This window comes from Cellulophaga baltica (assembly GCF_900102165.1).
In the GTDB taxonomy this organism is placed as follows: Bacteria; Bacteroidota; Bacteroidia; order Flavobacteriales; family Flavobacteriaceae; genus Cellulophaga; species Cellulophaga baltica.
In genome coordinates this window covers 26,218-48,093 of record NZ_FNBD01000009.1, presented here as the reverse complement: position 1 = coordinate 48,093, position 21,876 = coordinate 26,218, and the positions used below count along the sequence as shown (strand labels likewise).

Annotated in this window: 20 protein-coding genes; 4 read left to right on the top strand and 16 right to left on the bottom strand. The window is 34.9% G+C overall.

Annotation, left to right across the window (positions count from 1 at the left end):
* Positions 1-35: 35 nt before the first annotated feature.
* Both BLQ19_RS15430 and BLQ19_RS15425 read left to right on the top strand, forming a co-directional pair.
* Positions 36-2,489, top strand: a complete 2,454-nt coding sequence (locus BLQ19_RS15430) for a DUF2339 domain-containing protein (RefSeq protein ID WP_074538935.1) — start codon at positions 36-38, stop codon at positions 2,487-2,489.
* A complete protein-coding gene (locus tag BLQ19_RS15425) occupies positions 2,470-3,702 on the top strand; it encodes a DUF3999 family protein (protein WP_074538934.1) in 1,233 nt (410 codons plus the stop codon). The genes BLQ19_RS15430 and BLQ19_RS15425 overlap by 20 nt, the downstream gene beginning before the upstream one ends.
* Here the strand turns inward: BLQ19_RS15425 and rimO are convergent.
* Positions 3,699-5,000: a 30S ribosomal protein S12 methylthiotransferase RimO gene (rimO, locus tag BLQ19_RS15420; protein ID WP_074538933.1), complete on the bottom strand. Its 1,302-nt coding sequence runs from the start codon at positions 4,998-5,000 to the stop codon at positions 3,699-3,701. The two genes, BLQ19_RS15425 and rimO, sit on opposite strands and share 4 nt — an antisense overlap.
* Positions 5,001-5,130: 130 nt before the next feature.
* Here rimO and BLQ19_RS15415 point away from each other — a divergent pair, with 130 nt between their 5' ends.
* A complete protein-coding gene (locus BLQ19_RS15415) occupies positions 5,131-6,210 on the top strand; it encodes a serine hydrolase domain-containing protein (RefSeq protein ID WP_074538932.1) in 1,080 nt (359 codons plus the stop codon).
* Here BLQ19_RS15415 and BLQ19_RS15410 read toward each other — a convergent pair.
* From BLQ19_RS15410 to BLQ19_RS15350, 13 genes are all read right to left on the bottom strand, one after another.
* Positions 6,207-7,877, bottom strand: a complete 1,671-nt coding sequence (locus BLQ19_RS15410; RefSeq protein WP_074538931.1) for an amidase family protein — start codon at positions 7,875-7,877, stop codon at positions 6,207-6,209. The genes BLQ19_RS15415 and BLQ19_RS15410 overlap by 4 nt on opposite strands.
* Positions 7,878-8,006: 129 nt before the next feature.
* On the bottom strand, positions 8,007-8,966 hold the full coding sequence (gene ftsY / locus BLQ19_RS15405) for a signal recognition particle-docking protein FtsY (protein WP_074538987.1): 960 nt from the start codon (positions 8,964-8,966) through the stop codon (positions 8,007-8,009).
* Between the two features lie 191 nt (positions 8,967-9,157).
* Positions 9,158-9,310 carry a DUF4295 domain-containing protein gene (locus tag BLQ19_RS15400; protein ID WP_074538930.1) on the bottom strand — a complete coding sequence of 51 codons (153 nt, stop codon included), beginning with the start codon at positions 9,308-9,310 and terminating at the stop codon, positions 9,158-9,160.
* Between the two features lie 37 nt (positions 9,311-9,347).
* A complete protein-coding gene (gene rpmG, locus BLQ19_RS15395; protein ID WP_024481505.1) occupies positions 9,348-9,530 on the bottom strand; it encodes a 50S ribosomal protein L33 in 183 nt (60 codons plus the stop codon).
* Between the two features lie 22 nt (positions 9,531-9,552).
* Positions 9,553-9,789 (bottom strand): 50S ribosomal protein L28, encoded by a 237-nt coding sequence (rpmB, locus tag BLQ19_RS15390; RefSeq protein ID WP_024481506.1) that lies wholly within the window; start codon positions 9,787-9,789, stop codon positions 9,553-9,555.
* A 74-nt stretch (positions 9,790-9,863) separates the two neighbouring features.
* Positions 9,864-11,114 carry a competence/damage-inducible protein A gene (locus BLQ19_RS15385; RefSeq protein WP_074538929.1) on the bottom strand — a complete coding sequence of 417 codons (1,251 nt, stop codon included), beginning with the start codon at positions 11,112-11,114 and terminating at the stop codon, positions 9,864-9,866.
* Positions 11,115-11,453: an Hpt domain-containing protein gene (locus BLQ19_RS15380; protein ID WP_024481508.1), complete on the bottom strand. Its 339-nt coding sequence runs from the start codon at positions 11,451-11,453 to the stop codon at positions 11,115-11,117.
* A gap of 4 nt (positions 11,454-11,457) precedes the next feature.
* Positions 11,458-12,069: a fumarylacetoacetate hydrolase family protein gene (locus BLQ19_RS15375; RefSeq protein WP_024481509.1), complete on the bottom strand. Its 612-nt coding sequence runs from the start codon at positions 12,067-12,069 to the stop codon at positions 11,458-11,460.
* A 19-nt stretch (positions 12,070-12,088) separates the two neighbouring features.
* A complete protein-coding gene (locus tag BLQ19_RS15370; protein WP_029665075.1) occupies positions 12,089-13,000 on the bottom strand; it encodes a carboxypeptidase-like regulatory domain-containing protein in 912 nt (303 codons plus the stop codon).
* Entirely contained in the window at positions 13,000-13,776 is a 777-nt protein-coding gene (locus BLQ19_RS15365; protein WP_025615717.1) for a 3'-5' exonuclease, read from the bottom strand. Before BLQ19_RS15365 ends, BLQ19_RS15370 begins: the two co-directional genes overlap by 1 nt.
* Before the next feature lie 121 nt (positions 13,777-13,897).
* A complete protein-coding gene (locus BLQ19_RS15360; protein ID WP_074538928.1) occupies positions 13,898-15,244 on the bottom strand; it encodes a dihydrolipoamide acetyltransferase family protein in 1,347 nt (448 codons plus the stop codon).
* A gap of 89 nt (positions 15,245-15,333) precedes the next feature.
* Entirely contained in the window at positions 15,334-15,951 is a 618-nt protein-coding gene (recR, locus tag BLQ19_RS15355) for a recombination mediator RecR (protein ID WP_024481513.1), read from the bottom strand.
* A 52-nt stretch (positions 15,952-16,003) separates the two neighbouring features.
* The gene (locus BLQ19_RS15350; RefSeq protein ID WP_074538927.1) at positions 16,004-16,363 is read right to left on the bottom strand and encodes a CoA-binding protein; all 360 of its coding nucleotides are present in this window, start codon (positions 16,361-16,363) and stop codon (positions 16,004-16,006) included.
* A 405-nt stretch (positions 16,364-16,768) separates the two neighbouring features.
* Between BLQ19_RS15350 and BLQ19_RS15345 the strand changes: the two genes are divergently transcribed.
* Positions 16,769-19,219, top strand: a complete 2,451-nt coding sequence (locus BLQ19_RS15345; RefSeq protein ID WP_074538926.1) for a TonB-dependent receptor — start codon at positions 16,769-16,771, stop codon at positions 19,217-19,219.
* A gap of 110 nt (positions 19,220-19,329) precedes the next feature.
* Here BLQ19_RS15345 and BLQ19_RS15340 read toward each other — a convergent pair whose 3' ends face one another.
* Both BLQ19_RS15340 and BLQ19_RS15335 read right to left on the bottom strand, forming a co-directional pair.
* Positions 19,330-20,340: a 3-oxoacyl-ACP synthase III family protein gene (locus BLQ19_RS15340; protein WP_074538925.1), complete on the bottom strand. Its 1,011-nt coding sequence runs from the start codon at positions 20,338-20,340 to the stop codon at positions 19,330-19,332.
* Between the two features lie 199 nt (positions 20,341-20,539).
* Positions 20,540-21,850: an ABC1 kinase family protein gene (locus BLQ19_RS15335; RefSeq protein WP_074538924.1), complete on the bottom strand. Its 1,311-nt coding sequence runs from the start codon at positions 21,848-21,850 to the stop codon at positions 20,540-20,542.
* Between the last annotated feature and the right edge of the window lie 26 nt (positions 21,851-21,876).

The following is a 21,876-nucleotide window of genomic DNA, read 5'->3' as shown; positions in this document are numbered from 1 at the left end:
TCCTAAAGATATACTCTCGCTTTACATACAACCATATGAACAACCAACAAGACCAAATAAAGTTACTTGAACAAAAGCTTGAAGAACTTTTAAGCAAACAAGAGAGTTTTGCTAAAAACTTAATGGCTGCTTATAAGGAGATTGAAGACCTTAAAAAAGGGCAATTTATAAAAGTTACCCCTTTAGAAACTCCCGAAACTCCTGTGGTTGACAAAGTAATTGACGCTCCAAAAATTGACGAAAAGGAATTTACAGTAGAAAAAGTAACGCCAGAAATAAAAACAGGAGCCAACGAAAAAGAAAAAAGTCCAGAACCTATTTTAGAAGCAAGTGCTCCAGTAGTTACAGAGTCTTATGTAAAAACAGAAGTACCATTACAGACTTCAAACAACAAAAACACCAACCAACTCCCTCCAAAAAAATCGAGCTTAGAAAAATTCATCGGAGAGAACTTAATAAACAAAGTTGGTATTCTAATCACTATCATTGGCGTTATCATTGGCGTAAAATATAGTATTGAAAATAATCTTATCAGCCCATTAACTCGTATTATTCTAGGCTATTTATTTTCATTTGGATTACTGGCCGCTGGACTAAAACTAAAAGTCAAATACTTAAATTTTAGTGCTGTGTTGGTTAGTGGAGCGATCACCATGATGTATTTCATCACATTCATGGGGTATGATTTTTACGGACTATTCCCGCAGCTGGTTGCTTTTGGAGTAATGACACTCCTCACTGTTTTTACAGTCGTCGCTGCCATAAATTACGACAAGCAAATCATTGCCCATTTAGGGTTAGTAGGCGCCTATTCTATCCCTTTTTTACTAAGTAATAACTCTGGTAATGTAACTGCACTTTTTAGCTACATGACTATTATCAATATTGGGATTCTAATCATTTCATTTAAGAAATACTGGAAATCACTGTACTATGTTTCGTTTGGGTTTACCTGGTTAATCTACTTAGGATGGATTGTAAAAGACTATTATTACGTTGAAGATTTCAGATTTGCATTTACATTCTTGAGCATCTTTTTCATCCTTTTCTATTGCATGTTTTTAGCCTATAAGACCTTGAAAAATGAAAAATTCCAAGCTACAGATGTCATTTTACTTTTCCTTAATTCATTTTTCTTCTACGGTATTGGCTACTACCTACTAGACTCGCATGCAACGTTTGGAAAAGAATTATTAGGACTATTTACCCTAGGCAATGCCATGATACATTTTATACCAACGGTGATTGTTTACAAAAAGAAATTGGTAGACAAAAAACTATTCTATTTAATAGCAGCCTTAGTGTTAACTTTTATTACTATAACCATTCCAGTACAACTAGACGGAAGCTGGGTTACCATTCTATGGGCTATTGAAGCTGCCACCCTGTATTGGTTTGCTACCACCAAAAAAATCACCGTATACAAAAACCTCTCCTACATCTTAATAGTCATAGCATTTATAAGCCTTCTAGAAGATTGGTCTCACCTGTATGATTTAAACCCTTCTAAGGAAAGAATAAGCCCTATTTTCAATAGCAATTTCTTAAGCTCCCTACTGGTTATTATTGCGTTTGGCTTTATTACTTGGCTGAATAAAGCTGAGAAATTCCAAGATTTAGAAGCGCCAAAAAAAGCAATGGATAAAATCATGGGATTCTTAATTCCTATAGGATTGCTTATTATTTGCTATTTAGCCTTCTCCCTTGAAATAGATAATTACTGGGAGCAACAATTCCTAGATTCATTTATAAACTACACCAATGAAGCGGGTAATTTAGGCAGCACACGCAATTACAATTTAATAGATTTTAAAAGTATTTGGCTTATAAATTACTCCTTGCTGTTCTTTTCTATTTTGGCCGTAGCTAACATCAAGCTTATAAAAAATAGCACATTAGCCATCGTGAACTTTGTTATTAATAACATCCTTACATTTACATTCCTAATTGGAGGATTATTAATTATTAGCACGCTCAGAGAAAATTATATTGCGCAATATCTGGGCGAGCATTACAGCATAGGTAGTTACTACCTCTATATAAGATATATTTCATTAGCCGTTTTGGCATTTCTAGTATACACGATATACTGGTACACCAAGCAAGACTATTTGAATTTAAAAATTAAGAATGTATTTCAAATATTCTTACACCTCATTATCCTATGGATCCTAAGTAGTGAACTATTGCATTGGATGGATCTTGCTGGTTCTTCTGGATCATACAAAATGAATTTAAGTATCCTCTGGGGCGCCTATTCCTTATTCATGGTCGTGATTGGTATTTGGAAAAGAAAAAAACATATCCGTGTGAGCGGAATTGCACTTTTTGGTGCTACACTAGTAAAACTATTCTTTTATGATATTGCCGATTTAGATACCATCTCTAAAACTATTGTATTTGTATCCTTAGGATTACTTTTACTCCTTATTTCATTTTTATATAACAAGTACACCAAACAAATTGAAAATGACCCAAAAGACCTTTAAGCTTTTAATTCTTTTATTTTTAGTGAGCACAGGTATGTTTGCTCAAATGAAAACCTATCAATACAAACGAGAAATAAAAGATATCTCTGAGCAATGGCACAGCATTGAATTACCTGAATCGCTTTACGAAAAAACTAAGATAAACCTAGCTGATATTCGCATATATGGTATTATAAAAAACGATACTATAGAAGCACCGTATGCTTTAAAAGCAAAAAGGAGTATTGAAAAAATTAACGACGTTACTTTTGAAGTTTTAAATGAAAGCCATACGAACGACAGTTATTTCTACACGTTTAAAGTCGAGAATGCTTCGAAGATTAACGAAATCTATTTGAATTTTGACAAACTAAATTTTGATTTCAATATAAAAATTGAAGGAGGACATAATGAGAAGGAATGGTTTACCATTGCCGACGACTACCGAATACTGTCTATTGAAAATAAAGCAACTAGCTTTAAATTCACTACCGCTAAAATCCCCACTTCTACCTACAGCTATTATAGAATTACCGCTAAGACTTCGGAAGATCCCGAGTTTAAAAGCGCTATGATTTTTGAAAATAATACGATCCCAGCAACTTACAACACCTATTCCCCAATTAAAGAGGAAGTAACAAACAATCAAAAAACAAAAGAAACTATAATTGCCCTAGAACTAAACCACGCAGTGCCTTTAAGCCATATTAAAGTCGCTGTTCTAGACGGCCTTAATTATTTAAGACCTATTCAAATAAGCTACCTTACAGATAGTACTAAAACAACCACTGGATGGCATTATCAATACAGAAATTTATCTTCAAGTATTCTGAGCTCTATTAATAAAAACGAATTTGATTTTATAAGCACTAGGGTTAAAAAACTAAAAATCACTATTAGTAATCAAGACAACCAACCTTTAAAAATTGGCGCTATCGAATTACAGGGATACCAACATGAGTTGATTGGACGCTTTACAGAACCCGGGCAATACTTTCTAAGTTACGGAAACCCAGAAGTATCAGAACCTATCTATGACATTAACCTAATGGATAATGTAGTTCCTGCTACCGCAAAAGCAGTAGTACTAGGAAAAGAATTAGGTAGCGAAATAATTATAGCAGCACCAGAAGTTCAAGCTTTATTCGAAAATAAAAAATGGCTTTGGGCAATTATGCTTTTAATAATTGCACTTCTAGGATACTACACCATTAAAATGATAAAAAAGTCTTAAACTGGCTCTCCGTACAAATCAAAATCGGCCGCTTCTGTTATTTTTAAAGTAACAAAATCACCTACTTTCAAATAGTATTTTGAAGCGTCAATAAGCACTTCATTGTCTACATCTGGAGAATCAAACTCTGTTCTACCAATAAAATGAGGACCTTCTTTTCTATCAATGATACAACGAAGAGATTGTCCTATTTTTTCTTGGTTTAACTCCCATGAAATTTGAGATTGTATTTCCATTATTTGAGATGCACGCTCTTGTTTTACTTCTTCCGGAACATTATCTTCCAAAGTATACGCATGCGTATTTTCCTCATGACTATACGTAAAACAACCTAAACGTTCAAAACGCATTTCTTCAACCCAACTTTTTAAGGTTTGGAAATCCTCCTCAGTTTCTCCAGGATATCCAACAATTAAAGTAGTTCTAATCGTCATTTCTGGCACCAAGGCTCTAAAGTCTTGTAATAACTTGGTTGTTTTTTCTTTTGTAGTACCTCTACGCATACTTTTCAGTATGTTATCTGAAATATGCTGTAAAGGGATATCTAAATAATTACAAATTTTTGGTTCCTTCTTCATTAATTCCAATACATCCATTGGAAAACCTGTAGGGAATGCATAATGTAAACGAATCCACTCAATACCATCAACCTTTACCAAAGCTTCAAGAAGCTCTGCAAGGTTTCGTTTTTTATAAATATCTAAGCCGTAGTACGTTAAATCTTGGGCTATTAAAATTAATTCCTTTACTCCTTTTGCCGCTAATTTCTCTGATTCAACTACCAAATTTTCTATAGGCGTGCTTTTATGCTTACCACGCATAATAGGAATAGCACAGAAAGAACAAGGTCTATCACAACCTTCTGCAATTTTTAAGTAGGCATAATTTTTAGGAGTAGTCGTTAAACGCTCTCCTATTAACTCATGCTTATAATCTGCTCCTAATGCTTTTAATAAGCCTGGCAATTCTGTAGTACCAAAATACTCGTCAACATTTGGAATTTCCTTCTGTAAATCTGGCTTATAACGCTCACTTAAACACCCCGTAACAAATACCTTATCTACAACACCCGCTTCTTTCTTTTGCACAAATTGCAAGATAGTGTTTACACTTTCTTCCTTGGCATTATTTATAAATCCACAAGTATTAATAACTACAATATTCCCTTCTCCCTCATGTACAACTTCCTTTTTATTGGCTTTAAGTTGTCCCATTAAAATTTCAGAATCGTAAACATTTTTAGAGCAACCTAATGTTACGACATTAATTTTATTCTTCTTAAGTGTCTTTGTGCGCATAGCTTTAAATAAAGTGCAAAAATACAACAAGCAAAAAGATCAGACTTATTTATATTGATTTTTATTAATACTCCGTTATACTAAAGTTAAACCCTTTAGCCTTTAAAGCGTCTTACTTAAAAATAACATCATGAAACAGCTATCGCTTTTTGTTTTTACACTTCTAATTCTAGGTAATTTTTCCTGCTCTACAGATTCAATTTCTAAAGAAGAAGAACAAATAACAGATGAAGATGTATACTTTCCTCCTCTCCAATCTACGATTTGGGAAACAAAAAGTCCCGAAGAATTACATTGGAACACGGATAAATTACCCCAATTATTATCCTATCTTGAGGAAACAAACACCAAAGGATTTATCATTTTAAATCAAGGAAAGATAGTTGTTGAGCAGTATATGAATGCACATGATTCATCAAAAGTATGGTATTGGGCAAGCGCCGGTAAAACACTGACCACCGCAACTACAGGAATTGCTCAAAAAGAAGGATTACTAGCTATAAGCGATAAAGTTTCCGACTATTTAGGCACAGGCTGGACCAGCAGCCCCTTAGCGAAAGAAAACCTTATTACTATTGAAAATTTATTACAAATGGATTCTGGCTTAAGCGACACGAATGGCGATAACGTTAGTCCCGATAATTTAGAATATATGGCAGATGCAGGTACCAGATGGGCCTATCACAATGTATACGTAAAATTGCAAGATGTCATTGCCACAACAAGCAACACGACCTATAAAGAATATTTCAATACGAAATTGAGAGACAAAATTGGAATGAGCGGCACTTGGATAGATGTAAGCGACCTTAACGTATATTGGAGTGACACCAGAAGCATGGCACGCTTTGGTTTACTTATCTCTGAAAATGGGAGATGGGAAAACACACAAATTATTCCAAGTACCTTTTTAAATGCCGCTACAAATACTTCACAAAATATTAATGAAGCTTATGGTTACTTATGGTGGCTAAATGGTAAATCTAGCTATCATTTACCGCAATCTCAAGACACCTTTGACGGTTCACTTATACCTAATGCACCAACAGACATGTATGCTGCCTTAGGCAAAAACGATCAAAAACTATATATCATTCCAAGCAAAGATCTCGTAATTATCAGAATGGGTGATTCTGCTGAAGAGGAAAACTTTGCGTTATCTTCTTATGACACCAACCTTTGGGATAAAATTAATGACTTACTGCCTTAATTATAGCCCTTAGGCATCTTTCTAATATTTGTTACTTTCTCAAACGCAGCCCCAAGTTCTAATAACTTATCTTCCTCAAACTGTTTCGCGATAAAGGTTAAACTAATAGGCTCTCCCGTGGATTTATACCCCATAGGAACCGTTAATGCAGGATATTTTGCAGCCGCAGCATAGCCGGCATGGTAATTATTAATACTCAAAACAGCATCCAAATGATCTTGCTCCAAAATTTCATCAAAATAAGCCCTACTTTTTTGCTCCAAATCTGCGATAATTAATGTCAGTTCTGCCGATGAAGTTGTATCCGCCACAATACCCTCAAACAAAGCTTGCCCATAAGGAATTCTTACTAAGGAATCTTGCTGATTAAAACGAATAACATCTTCAATAGAAGTTACATTTACCTCATTTTTATTTTTGACATTCTGCTGAATGTAGCTCGGCAAATCGTTCTTCATATCAATATTCAAAATACTTAAAAAACCAGGCAACCCAAGTTCTTTAGGTGTAAAAACAACCACCGTAGCACCAGAAGCTTTCAACTGCTCAACGGTAGCCGCATAAATTGTGTCTGTAGCAATTAAATCTGAAAAAGCACCAAAGCGCTTGCCTTCCAATGAACTAGCGGAAGTCACTGCTTCTGTATAATTTTTAAAGGTATCAACAGATTTTATATCCGATAGGTCTTTGCCTGTCATCGCCGATAACAAAATAGCATTATCCACCACATTTCTAGTCATAGGACCAGGTGTATCTAAGGTACTTGAAATTGGAACAATACCACTTCTACTTAGTAAACCTACCGTAGGTTTTAGCCCCACAATAGAGTTCTGACTAGAAGGTGATAATATAGATCCAGAAGTTTCTGTACCAACAGCAGCTACCGCATAATTAGCGGCAACAGAAGTACCACTACCTGCGCTAGAACCCCCGGTTTCAAAAATCTTCCGACCATAAGGATTTAAGGTTTGCCCACCGACAGCACTATACCCAACTGGACATCCAGAACACAGAAAATAAGCCCATTCGCTTAAATTCACTTTCCCCAGGATTAAAGCACCACGTTCCTGCAGGCGCCCTACTATAAAGGCATCATCGGTTTCATTTTCCATCAAAGCAATAGCCCCTGCAGTGGTATTCATCCCACGGGTGTCTATATTATCTTTTAACAAAATAGGCATTCCAAAAATAGGGTGTCTAGCTTTATCCGGGCTACTAACCAATTCCTTATCACATGCTCTAGCTTGACGTAGCACCTCTTTATTTAGAGCTAAAATTGTATTCAACGTCGTCTCATTATTCAATTCATACTTATAAATACGATATAAATAAAACAACACTAGTGCTTCATAACTTATCTTTCCTGCTTTTATATTAGCTTGTATTGTAGGGATATTTTGCTCCAAGATATAAGGCTTCCATTTTTCATAATCTGAAACGGAAATTTCAGCAGCCACATCCTGAAAGGGAAGAAATACATCATTCTTATCCAACACCTTAGACTGAATTAATTTGTATTGCATTCTGGGATTTTCATGCGTCTTATTAGCGGCAACTTCTAATGAATCATTATAGCCCACCCATAATGGTTTAGTGTTCTTACTGATGTTCATATCCTTGCAAGAAAACACCAACAATAAGACGACTAATGGTAATATATATTTCATAATTTTCTGATTACAGTCTCAAAAATAAGAATAAACTATTACAAAATTATCACAACCTGCCTAAACAAAAAAAGTCTCTAAACATCAAAGAAATTGATTATTTAGAGACTTTTTAAAAGATACTTTTATTTACTTATTACTGAAGAATGAATCTACAAACTCATATTTATTAAAAACTTGAAGATCTTCTATCCCTTCTCCTACTCCGATATATTTGACTGGAATTTTAAATTGATCTGAAATTCCTATCACAACACCACCTTTAGCTGTACCATCTAATTTAGTAACTGCCAATGAAGTTACATTCGTTGCTTTCGTAAATTGCTTTGCCTGTTCAAAGGCATTCTGCCCTGTAGAACCATCTAAAACCAAAAGTACATCATTAGGTGTATCTGGAACTACTTTCTGCATCACTCTACTTACTTTAGAAAGCTCGTTCATTAAATTTATCTTATTATGAAGTCTTCCTGCCGTATCAATAATCACGACATCAGCATCATTTTTCACTGCAGAACTCAAAGTATCAAAAGCTACGGATGCAGGATCACTACCCATTTGCTGCTTAATAATAGGAATACCTACTCTATCTGCCCAAATTTGTAATTGATCTATTGCTGCCGCTCTAAACGTATCTCCAGCACCTAAAACCACCTTATACCCTTGCTTCTTAAATTGATATGCTAATTTTCCTATGGTGGTTGTTTTACCTACCCCATTGACACCTACCACCATAATCACATAAGGCTTTTTGTCTTTAGGAATCGTAAACTCTACATCTTCTCCAGAATTTGTTTCTGAAAGTAAACGCGCTATCTCTTCGCGAAGGATTTCATTTAACTCTTCTGTTCCAACATATTTATCTTTTGCTACGCGTGCTTCAATGCCCTTAATGATTTTCAAGGTGGTATCTACTCCAACATCAGAAGCTACTAAAACCTCCTCTAAATTATCAAGAACGTCATCATCTACTTTAGACTTACCGGCTACAGCTTTGTTTAATTTTCCAAAAAATGAAGTTTTGGTTTTCTCCAGACCCTTATCAAGTGTTTCTTTCTTTTTAGAAGAAAACAGCTTTTTGAATAAACTCATAGTGTTAAAAAAATTCGTTGTATCAAATATATGAAACATACTTGATTAATACTTAAACAATATAACTGAATGATTGTTAGAATCTTCAACTCTAATTACCACCTATCTTTCAGAAGAAATCGTTCAGTTATAAAAACAAAAAAGCCACTCTCTTTACGAAAGTAGCTTTATCAATATAAAATTGAAATGTCTTATTTCTTAGTCAACCAACCGCTAACCTCTTCAGGAGCCATAACTGCTTCTGTAAATGTATAAGCACCAGATTTTGGTGACTTAACCATTTTTATAGCTTTAGTCAATCTTTTAGAACTGGTTTGTAAACTTGCTACCGTCTTCTTTGCCATGTTTAATAATTTTTATCATTTCCGTAGGAACGGAAAATTACTTAATTTCTTTATGAACAGTCATTTTCTTTAGAATTGGGTTGAATTTCTTAAGCTCAATTCTATCAGGAGTGTTCTTCTTATTTTTTGTTGTAATGTATCTTGAAGTACCAGGTTGTCCTGATTCTTTATGCTCTGTACATTCCAAAATCACTTGGATTCTATTACCTTTCTTAGCCATTTTACTAGATTATTTTTTCGGATTACTTAGTTAATCCATTTGCTTTAGCTTCTTTCAATACTGCACTAATACCTTTCTTATTGATAGATTTTAATGCACGCGCAGATACTTTCAAAGTAACCCAACGGTTTTCTTCTTCAATATAGAAACGCTTTTTGGAAAGATTTACATTGAATCTTCTTCTTGTCTTATTGATGGAAAACGATACGTTGTTTCCAAACATAGCTCTCTTTCCGGTAATTTCGCAAACTTTTGACATATCGCTAGGGTTTGTGTTATTTTTAAACAGGATGCAAATTTATATCTTTTTTATCGGACGTACAAAATTCTTTTTTAAAATTTTGAAATTTCTTTTTGAAGCATCTCAAGTGCCTTATTTACAGACTTTTGCACAACCCTTTCGCGCTGACTCCCCATCATAAACTTCTCAGAATACACTCCTTTAGGTGTTGCAATGGCAATAAAAACACTTCCAAGCTCCTCATTAGAGTCACCTTTTGTCGGACCAGCGTTCCCTGTAGTGGCAATTGAAAAATCTGATTTTAAGAGTTTTCGAACATTAATCGCCATAGCTTCTGCTACTTGCGCACTCACTACAGAATGCATTTTGACCACCTCTTTTGGAACATTCAGAACGTTTATCTTTACTTCAGTAGCATAACTCACAAGACACCCCTTAAAATAGGCAGATACCCCTGGGATCGCCGTCAAATGCTCCGAAATTGTTCCTCCCGTAAAACTCTCTGCCAAAGACAAGGTCATCTTTTTCGAGGTTAACAATTTAGCGATAACCGCTTCAATGGTTTCATCATCTTCCTCGCCATAAATAACATCATCAATGAGTAGGTACAACTTTTTAGTTTCCGAAGCCATAACCGCTTCTACCCCCTCCTGTACAGCTCCCTTAGCACTTAAACGCAATCTAACCATTCCTAAGCTAGGCAAATATGCCAACTTTATGGAGGAAGGCAAACCCTCTTCCCATTCTGAAATACGATCTGCTAACGCACTTTCTCCTATACCGTAAGTGATGATTGTTTTATGTAGAATAAATGGCCTATTAAATTCTTTTTGAATTTTAGGAACCACTTCATTTGTTATTAGGTATTTCATCTCAAAAGGCACCCCCGGAAGCGAAACAAAGACGGTATTATTCTTTGTCATCCACATGCCTGGAGCGGTTCCATTTGCATTATGCAAAATAGTAGCTTTTGACGGCACTAAGGCCTGATCTATATTTACTTGTAAGAGCGGAGAGGTTGAAATATATTTTTTAAACAATTCTTTGACATGATCCAAAACCATCTCATTTTGCACCAAACTATCATCAAAATACTCGCATAAAGTATGCTTGGTAACATCATCTTTAGTAGGCCCGAGCCCACCTGTAATAATAACGATATCTACCCGTGATTCTGCATCTTTTAAAGCCTGAAGAATATGACTTTTTTCATCTTGAATAGAAGTAATCTGATACACAGAAACTCCTATTTTATTAAGTTCTTTACCAATAAAAGCAGAATTTGTATCTACAATTTGACCAATAAGAATTTCATCACCAATAGTAATTATCTCTGCATTCATCTAAAGACCAAAATCTTTTTTAAGTTCAGAAATCACTTGATGAATATCTTTTTTAAGAATAGGAAATATCTGGTCTAGACTAGGGTTCTCATCCCCAACTTTACCGATATTCTCTATATCTAAAGCTGCTGCACGCGTTTGCTCCATACCTAATAAATCTACATTAGGTTTAATTTTGTGTGCTAATTGGTATATATTGGAATAGTTTTTTTGACCTATAGCAACTTCTAGTTGTTCCAAATCCTCTGGAACCTCATCGAGGAAAGCAGAAACTACGGACTGAATAAAATCTTCATCCCCGTCTGCCAACTCATTAATTTTATCCAAACTGTAAATCATCTTGTTATTTAATAGTTACATTAAACATCTCTATGCCTTCTAACCTACCTGAAAGGTAGTCATTAGTTTTAACACTACCAACACCTGCTGGGGTGCCTGTAAATATTACATCTCCCTTTTTCAAGGTAAAGAAAGTACTTACATACGCAATCAATTCATCTATCTTCCAGAGCATCAAGTTGGTATTTCCGTCTTGTACCACTTCATCATTCTTTAGCAACTGAAAACCTAAATTATCAATAGATTCAAATTTTTCTTTAGGTACCCAATTTCCAATAACCGTTGCCCCGTCAAAACCTTTGGCTTTCTCCCACGGCAATCCTTTTTCTTTTAAAGCTTGCTGCACATCTCTGGCCGTAAAATCTATTCCCAAACCTACTTCATCATAATAGTTGGGTGCAAATTTTTCGGAAATGTGCTTTCCAACTTTTTTAATTTTAACCAGAACCTCAACTTCGTAATGAATATCATTAGAGAATTCCGGAATATAAAAATCTTGTTCCTTAGGCAAAACAGAAGAATCTGGTTTTATAAAGACCACAGGATCTTTAGGCTTTTCATTTTGCAACTCAGCAATATGTGCCGTATAATTTCTTCCAATACAAATAATTTTCATACGAGATTTTTATTATAATTTATTTCTTAGACAACTTCAAACTCACTGCAGGGATTAGGTTTCCAGTGCTATTTTTAGACTTTACTACAAAATCTGTCCACTCCCCCATACCATACACCATAACTTTAAAGTTCTGATTTTTATTGTAAACACCTCCAAAAGTTGGCGCAAATCTATCCTCGATCAATAAGGCATTGGTAATATTATGTTTCCCCGTATTCTTATACCAATTACTAGGCACAAACAACCACTCTAAACCTATATAAACCCCTGCTCTAGGCATCTGTATCCGAAGTGCTGACAAGTCTAAGGATACATAATCTTTACCAGACTCTGTCTCTAGTACAAAACTTTTTCGCAGCAAATCTTTTGTCGGCTTTTTGGTTACCTTATCCACATCATATACACGAACTCTAAATTTTGAAGCCTCTCCTTTAAATGCGGCATTGTCTTGAAAGAAAATAGTAACCTTATCTACATATTTTTTCTGCTGTCCGATATTAGGATAATACAAGGCCAAAACCCAAGGTGTTGATGAGGACGAAAAACCACTCTTTACACTATAGCTACTAATTGGATTTAACACATCTGAATTTCCTAAAGTTTCTGAAACCACCACTTCATTAAGTTCAAAAGATTCTGGCACCAAATTAAATTGCTTTGCTTTAAAAACTTGAGAAGCAGCCACAATTGTATCTTTATAACCTAAAGATGAGATATGCAGTTGTTTCTCTAAAAAGGACGATGGCAAATCCATAAAAAAGTGTCCTTCCTCATCGGAAGAAGTTCCTTTTAATGTATTTAAAAAACTAAGGTTAACAAAAGGGATGGTCTCCTTAGTCTTACTGTCATATACAACACCTTCAAAATATATTTCTTGCGCTGCAACCAAATGAAATCCGAAAATAAAAACTAAAAAAAAACGCAACATTATCCTAGTTTGTTATTCAATTTACTCAACTTAATTTGTGTCAATATTTTCTTAGTATACAAAGGAAAGTCGGCATTTAAGATCCAACTGAAATATCCTGGTTCTTTTGCAAGTACATCATGAACCTTTTTACCTTTATGCTTTCCAAAAGAGAAAACCTCTTCCTCTTCATCATCCAATATTATAAAGCCAGCAAAATCTACGGTTCTTTTATGCGATGAAAATTCTGCTAACATTTTCATGTTATTTTCCAACTCCGGGTACCGGTCTAATTGCGCCAATAACACTTCATATGTTGCATTGGTATCTGCTGCTGCACTATGCGCATCTATCAAATCTTTATCACAATAAAACTTATAAGCAGCGCCAAGAGTTCTCTTTTCCATTTTATGAAAGATAGTTTGCACATCTACTGCAACTCTATTTTTCATGTCAAAATCTATTTCTGCCCGCAGCATTTCTTCTGCCAACAATGGAATATCAAAACGATCAGAATTAAAACCTCCTAAATCACTGTCCTTAATCATGTTGTAAATTTCTTTCGAAAGCTCTTTGAACGTAGGTTCATTAGCCACCTTTTCATTAGAAATACCATGTACAGCAATTACTTCATCAGGAATGACCATTTCCGGATTTACCAACCAAGTTTTACTCTCTTTATTCCCGTTAGGATGTATTTTAAGAATTGCTATTTCTACAACTCGATCTTTTGCTACATTGACACCCGTTGTTTCTAAATCGAAAAAACAAATAGGACGTGTTAATTTTAATTGCATTTTTAAAGAATTTATTCAAAGATAGTTTATTCAAAATTTAAGAAAAAACTAGCGCTATTTAAATGTTACAAAAACAAAAAAGCTTCCAAAAAGGAAGCTTTTTTATATTAATTTGTTCAAATTAGATTTCTCTATTTACGTCCCAAGCTTCTAAGAAATCTGCTACTGCTTTCACAAACATACCTCCTAATGCCCCGTTTACCACTCTATGGTCATAACTATGAGACAAGAACATCTTACTTCTAATCCCTATAAAATCTCCTTCTGGAGTTTCTATTACAGAAGGCACTTTACGTATGGCTCCTAATGCAAGAATACCCACTTGTGGTTGATTGATGATTGGCGTACCAAAAACACTTCCAAAAGTTCCCACATTGGTTACTGTATAGGTGCCATCTTTTATTTCGTCTGGCTTCAATTTATTATTTCGACTTCTAGTTGCCAAATCATTAACCGCCTTAGCCATACCTACCAAATTTAATTGGTCTGCATTTTTAATTACGGGAACAATTAAATTACCATCCGGTAAAGCTGCCGCCATACCTATATTGATGTTTTTCTTTTTAACCACGGTATCACCATTTAAAGAAATATTCATCATAGGATATTTCTTTAACGCTACGGCAACGGCCTCCATAAAGATAGGAGTAAACGTAAGTTTTTCTCCTTCTCTTTTCTCAAAGCTAATTTTATTTTTATTTCTCCAATTAACTACATTGGTTACATCAACTTCTATAAAACTTTGAACATGTGCAGAAGTTGAAATACTTTCACGCATATATTGCGCGATAAGTTTCCCCATTCTACTCATCGGGATTACCTCATCTCCACTACCAACTTTCATCTCTGAAGGAGCTTGGCTTACTGCCGCTGGAGCACTAGACGCTTGCGCAGAAACATTAGTGGTTGCAGCTGGTACAGCTGCGCTAGAAGCCATCACATTTCCTGTTTTACGATTCTCTACATACGCCAGAATATCGTTTTTTGTAACTCTACCCTCTTTTCCTGTACCCACAATAGCATCTAAATCTGCGACAGAAACCCCTTCTTCTTTAGCTATATTCTTCACCAAAGGAGAATAGAAACGATCTGTACTACTATAATCTGCAGTTGGAGTATCTACTATTTCTTGTACACTTTCTATTTCTTGTTCAATAGAACTTGCCGCAACAACATCCTCTTGTGCTGGCTGACTCGCTGGAGCAGTACCAGGTTCTGACGCACCACCTTGAATTTCGATTATTGCAACTGTTTGCCCTACCGATATAATATCATCAACATTGAAAAGCTTTTCAACTAAAACACCTTCTACCTCACTAGGCACCTCAGAATCTACCTTATCTGTAGCAATTTCAAAAACCGCCTCATCCATCTCAATAGTATCTCCTACTTCTTTTAACCAAGTAGTTAGTGTTGCCTCTGCAACACTCTCACCCATCTGTGGTAATTTTAATTCAAACTTTGACATATCATCAATTAATATACTTATTCAGAATAATTTTTTGCGAAAATAATAAAAATATCGTGTTTTACTTAAATTTTTTACAACTATTTTACTTATGCCTTCATAGAGTTTTCGAATGGAATACGGTTTAAAATACTCCGTCCTAAGGTAATTTCATCTGCATATTCCAATTCATCCCCCACCGCAATTCCTCTGGCAATAGTAGATGTTTTTACCGCTGTGCCCTCTAGCTGTTTAAAGATATAAAAATTAGTAGTATCGCCTTCCATGGTAGAACTCAGTGCAAAAATTAATTCGGTGACTCCACCCTGTTTCACTTTCCCCACTAAAGATCCTATAGTTAGATCTTGCGGTCCTACACATTCCATAGGAGAAATTTTACCCCCTAAAACATGGTACATACCTCTAAATTGTCCCGTGTTCTCGATAGCCATTACATCTCTAATATCTTCTACTACACAAATAGTAGAGGCATCTCTTTTAGGATTTGCACAAATTTCGCAAAGCGCGACATCTGATATATTATGGCAATTAGAACAAAATTTTATTTGACTCCTTAACTTCTCTAAGGCACTTGTTAAATGAGATGTTTGCTCTTCTGGTTGTTTTAGCAAATGCAATGCTAGCCGCAATGCCGTACGCTTTCCGATACCAGGCAGTTGCGAAATTTCATAAACCGCATTTTCCAATAATTTAGAAGAGAATTCCATAGGTGCAAAATTACAACATTATCAGTTTTATTTCTCTATTAAAGAAGAGAATTTAATATTGATCTGTTGCTAATAAAACAAGGGTACAAGCCACTTCAACCTCTATGCCATTTTCCCGAAGTAAGCTATAGAAGTTAGGGTTTTCTGTACCTGGATTAAAAATTATCCGCTTTGGCTCTAAATCTATAATTTTTTGATAATACGCTTCTTGATTTTTTGGATTTAAATATAAAGTAACCGTGTGTATATTTTGAAAGTCGGCAAAATTAGTCTTAATTTGCACTCCGTAAAGAAGGCCCTCCTTAAAACCAAAAGCTTCTGTTTCAATAGATTTTTCTGTTAACTTTTTTATAGCTATATTACTATATCTGCTAGGTTTTAACGAAGCGCCAATTACGAGTGTTTTTTGCATTTTACCGAAAATGATGTTAAAAATTGTTAATTAATGTAACTTTTATATGATTTTTACGTCTATTAGTACTCTAAAGATATTATGAATTTGTCGTTAATGCTGTATTTTTATAGTTAATGGTTAGTGTTTAGTGCACATTATCGATAATAGAAACCCTCATGCAAATGAGGGTTTTGTTTTTTATATACCTCAAAGTGCTCTTCTAACCAATTCTTAGCCCAAATTCATAGCACAAGATTACCACTATTATAATTTAGATTTTAACCTCAAAATAGAGAACTATTCTTCTATCGAATTTTGATATGTTAAAAAGTGTTAAAACAAAAAAGCTTTGTAACAAACACAACATAGTGTCGTCCTGTATATAGAAATTCATCAATCAATCAAATTACAAAACGAACATTCATGAAAAAAGCAATCCTATATATTGCACTGCTCATCAACAGTGCATTATTCGCAAACACTGAACCCTCTACTACCGATGCAGTATTAGGCACAATTACAGGAACAATCTTAGACCAATCTTTGCAAGAGCCTATAGCATTCGCTGCTATTGTTATAAAGTCTGAAGACAGTTCTACTATTATTACTGGGGGCATAACCGAGGAAAACGGAACTTTTGAAATCAAAAATATTCCCGAAGGTACTTTTACTTTTTTAGTTCAATTTATAGGGTATAAAACCTACTCGAAGTTAGTTACTATTGACAAAAACCACAGAAAAATAGCATTAGGAACCATTTACCTTGAAGATCAAACTCAAGAATTATCCGGTGTAGAAGTAGTCGCTGAACGCACTACTATTGAACAGAAAATAGACAGAAAAGTAATTAATGTTGGAAAAGATCTGACCACCACAGGCGCATCTGCATCAGACATCATGAACAATATTCCTTCTGTAAATATAGACCAACAGACCGGTGAGCTCTCTATGCGAGGAAATTCTAATGTAAGAGTGATGGTAGACGGTAAGTTATCTAATGTTCCCGTAGCTCAATTACTAAAACAGATTCCGTCTAGCGCTATAAAATCTATTGAACTAATTACCAATCCTTCCGCGAAATATAATCCTGAAGGCATGAGCGGTATTATCAACATCATACTTCATAAAAATGCGAATAACGGATTTAATGGAACCATAAGCACCGGGCTAACCGTTGGTGAAGAAGCTAAATTTAATAGTGCTATTGATCTAAATTATCGTTCAGGGAAATTTAATGTTTATGGCAACTACGGTAATAATATCGGTAAATACGTTAACAACGGAAATCTTTACAGACTGGATGATAATTCTGAACAGCAGTTTAGTTTCCTTAACAACAACAAATCGCACTTATATAAAATAGGGGTCGATTTTTATTTAAATGATTACCATACTATTTCATTTTTCACCAACCAGAATTCATTTGACGGAAAAGGAAAAGGAGACACGGATATTTTGTACTATGACGATGCCAGCAGAAATTCAAATCAAATCTTTGATAATTTTCAAGACAACCTGAGCGAGCAATACAATTTTGATTATAAAGTAAAATTTAAAAAAGAAGGTCATTCTATAGAATTGGAGGTTGATTACAATGAATTTAATCAAAATGAAGATGCCTTTTTTGAGTCATCTGGTGCCACCGTTTTTCCTAACTACGTAGACATGGTAGATACCAAACGCAAGCAGAGTATCGCTAATTTAGATTATGTAAACCCTATAGACTCTATATCTAAACTAGAATTAGGCCTTGAATCTAGAAATTTTGAAACCAATGTAGATTATACCTCTACGGGATTATCTTTTAATGAAACGGGGAACTTAATACCTACACCAGATACCGATTTTGTATACGGAATGGATATCTATTCTGCTTATGCTACTTTTGGTCAGAATTATAAAAAATGGTCCTATCAAGCAGGCTTACGTGTAGAAAATGTGGAAGTAAAAGCCGACACTAACAACATACGCTCTTTCTCGGATAAATACACACAAGTATACCCTTCTGCCTATGTTACGTATGCCCCTAATGAGAAAAACCAACTTCAATTTAGTTTAAGTCGTCGTGTAGATAGACCTGGATTACAACAAGTAAACCCTATTAGAGAATGGTCTACCCCCTTAATATCTTCTTTTGGAAACCAACGTTTAGTACCACAGTTTACCAATTCTTACGAAGTTAACTACACCAAACGTTTAGAAAAAGGAAGTATTACCACAGGTGTTTTCTACCGTCAAATTAAAGATGAAATTAATAGAGCTGTGTATGTAGACCGCTTAGATCTAAACAAACTTATCTTAACCTATGATAATTTTGATAACACCACCGCCTACGGAATGGAAGTATCTTTGAACTACAAACCCTTAACCTGGTGGAGTATTAATGGGAGTTTTGATCTATTCTCTCAAACACAGCGAGGAATTACAGAGACCTTACCAACAGAAAACCCTAATGCAACTGTTGATGATATTGTAATAGAAGAAGTTCAGGTAGAGAATACAGCATGGAATTTTAGAATGAATAACAGTCTAAAAGCTACTAAAAACTTAAGTTTTCAAATCTTTGGTTTCTATCGTGGTGCTAACAAAAATATACAGTTTGACGTAAAGTCTATGTATTTTGTAAATACAGGAGCTCGCTACAGTTTTGCTGAAGGAAAAGGAACGTTTAGCTTAAACTTTAATGATGTGTTTAACACCATGCGCTTTGCTTTTGATAGCACGAGACCGTATGCCTCTACGGGAGAATTTAATTGGGAAAGTAGAACCGTATACGCTGGCTTATCCTACATGTTTGGAAGTGGAAAAAATAAGGCTAGCAAACGTAAAAATAGAGATAATAACACCAAAGATAGTGGTGGCGGAATTTTATAAAATAACCCCCCTAATTCTTTAGGGCGTACAATTTTCTAAGAATAGCGTATCAAAACAAAACCCCCAACATTGCTGTTGGGGGTTTATTTATATATAGTTTCAGAACTATTTTACCAGCGGATAATAACACTACCCCACGTAAAGCCACTACCAAACGCAGCTAGCACTACCAAGTCTCCTTCTTTTACTTTGCCTTGTTCCCAAGCTTCCGTTAAAGCTATTGGAATAGATGCCGCAGTTGTATTCCCGTAGTTCATAATATTATTAAAAACCTGATTATCTGACAATTGGAATTTCTTCTGAATGAATTGAGAAATTCTTAAGTTTGCTTGATGCGGTACTAACATATCAATATCTGTTGGCGCTAGTTTATTAGCTCCTAGACCTTCCATGATTACTTCACTAAAACGAACTACAGCATTTTTAAATACAAACTGCCCGTTCATATATGGAAAATACGATTCATCATTAGGATCATTGTCTTCTATAATATCGGTCACCCATCTTTTTCCCATTCCTGGAGCTATTAGAGATAACTCCTCCGCATGCTGTCCTTCAGAATGTAAATGTGTAGATAAAATACCTTTTGTATTATCTTCTTCTCTTGATAATATAGCAGCTCCTGCCCCATCACCAAAAATTACAGAGACACCTCTACCGCGCGTAGACATGTCTAAACCATGAGAATGTAATTCTGAACCAATTACTAGAACATTCTTATACATCCCTGTTTTAATGTACTGATCTGCAACAGAAATGGCATAAACAAAACCAGAACATTGATTTCTTACGTCTAATGCTCCTACTGTTTTAATGCCTAAATCTCGTTGCACCAAAACACCTGGCCCAGGAAAGTAGTAATCCGGACTTAGCGTAGCAAATACAATAAAATCAATATCATCTTTATCAATACCGGCTCTTTCTATAGCGATTTTAGCAGCTTTAACCCCCATAGTGGTGGTGGTATCGCCATCGCCTTTTATAACATGACGTCTTTCTTTAATGCCTGTTCTTTCTTGAATCCACGCATCGTTAGTATCCATGACCTTTGATAAATCATCATTAGTCACAACGTTTTCAGGAACGTAATGTCCTAAGCCTATAATTTTCGAATTATACATACAGTTTAGTTATCTGATCTGTTTATTATACATTTATTTAAGTTACGAATTAAATAAACAAGAACGCAATTTAAGGATTATTCTACAATGTTGTAAAATCATTACAGAATTATACATTTAGTTGGTATCGTAACAAATTAAAAGTCAGAAATATGTTGCACATACCACTGACTTTATATTTAAATTTTAAAACGATATTTTAATCCAAATACTTTCTAAAGTTATTAACCTCAACCTTAGCTTTTAAATCGTGCAGTAAATTAAAGAGTCCGAAGAACGTTCTATTCATATATAAGAAATGCTTAGAACCTCTATTACCATTCATTTTTCTAATCTGATCATCTTTAGAATACCGCTGACTTAAATCGGCAATTTGATGCCAAAAATCATCTGAACCAAAATCAAACGTATCTCCATTAAAAGGCGATGTGAATAACAATAACATCTCTTTAAACAAGGCTTTGAAAAATATAATTTCTTGTTCTGAATCTGTAGGAGTAAGAATTTCTAACTCGTACAATTTTTCCATAAAGTGCGAATCGTTTTCAATAACCTCTTTCTTCGCAAGTTCGAAGTAAGGTATGTAGAATTCATCTGGCACTTCTTTAATGCAACCAAAATCTATAGCAATAAGTGTGTTGTCTTTGCTCACTAAGAAATTTCCTGGATGCGGGTCTGCGTGTACTTTTCTTAGGCCGTGAATTTGGAACATATAGAAATCCCATAAAGCCTGCCCCAATGTATTTCCTTCCGCTGCGCTAAAATCTGTTTTAGCAAACTCACTTAAATGAATCCCATTCATCCAGTCCATAGTAATAATCCGTTCACTAGACAATTTTGGATAATATTCTGGGAATTCCATATTCGGAATTACCGTACATGCTTTTGTTATTTCCTGACTTTGCTTCATTTCATGAATATAGTTGGTTTCTTCAACCAGTTTATTCTCTACTTCTTTAAAATATTTATCTGAATCTTTACCTTTTAAGTTAAACATGCGTATGGCTATAGGTTTAACAATAGCCAAATCACTAGATATACTTTCTGACACCCCTGGATACTGAATTTTTACTGCCAAGGTTTTCCCATCTTTGGTAGCCTTATGCACCTGACCTATACTCGCTGCATTTATAGAATCTTTATCAAAAGTATCATATACTTCCTCAGGGTATTTCCCTAAATACTTTTTGAACGTTTTGCGCACCAACGGGGCAGATAGCGGAGGAACTGAAAACTGAGATAATGAAAACTTTTCTACATAAGCAGAAGGCAAAATGTTTTTCTCCATGCTTAGCATTTGTGCTACTTTAAGCGCACTACCTTTTAAGCTTTTGAGTCCGTCATAAATATCACCCGCATTATCTTCATTGAGCTCATCTTTTGATAACTCCGGGTTTACCAACTTCTTACTGTAATATTTTACGTAATTACCACCTATTTTAACCCCTGTTTTCACGAGCTTTCCTGCTCTTTCTATTTTACCAGTAGGAATTTTGTCTAATGTTTTCATAAGATACTTTTTATTAAAAGTGGTTA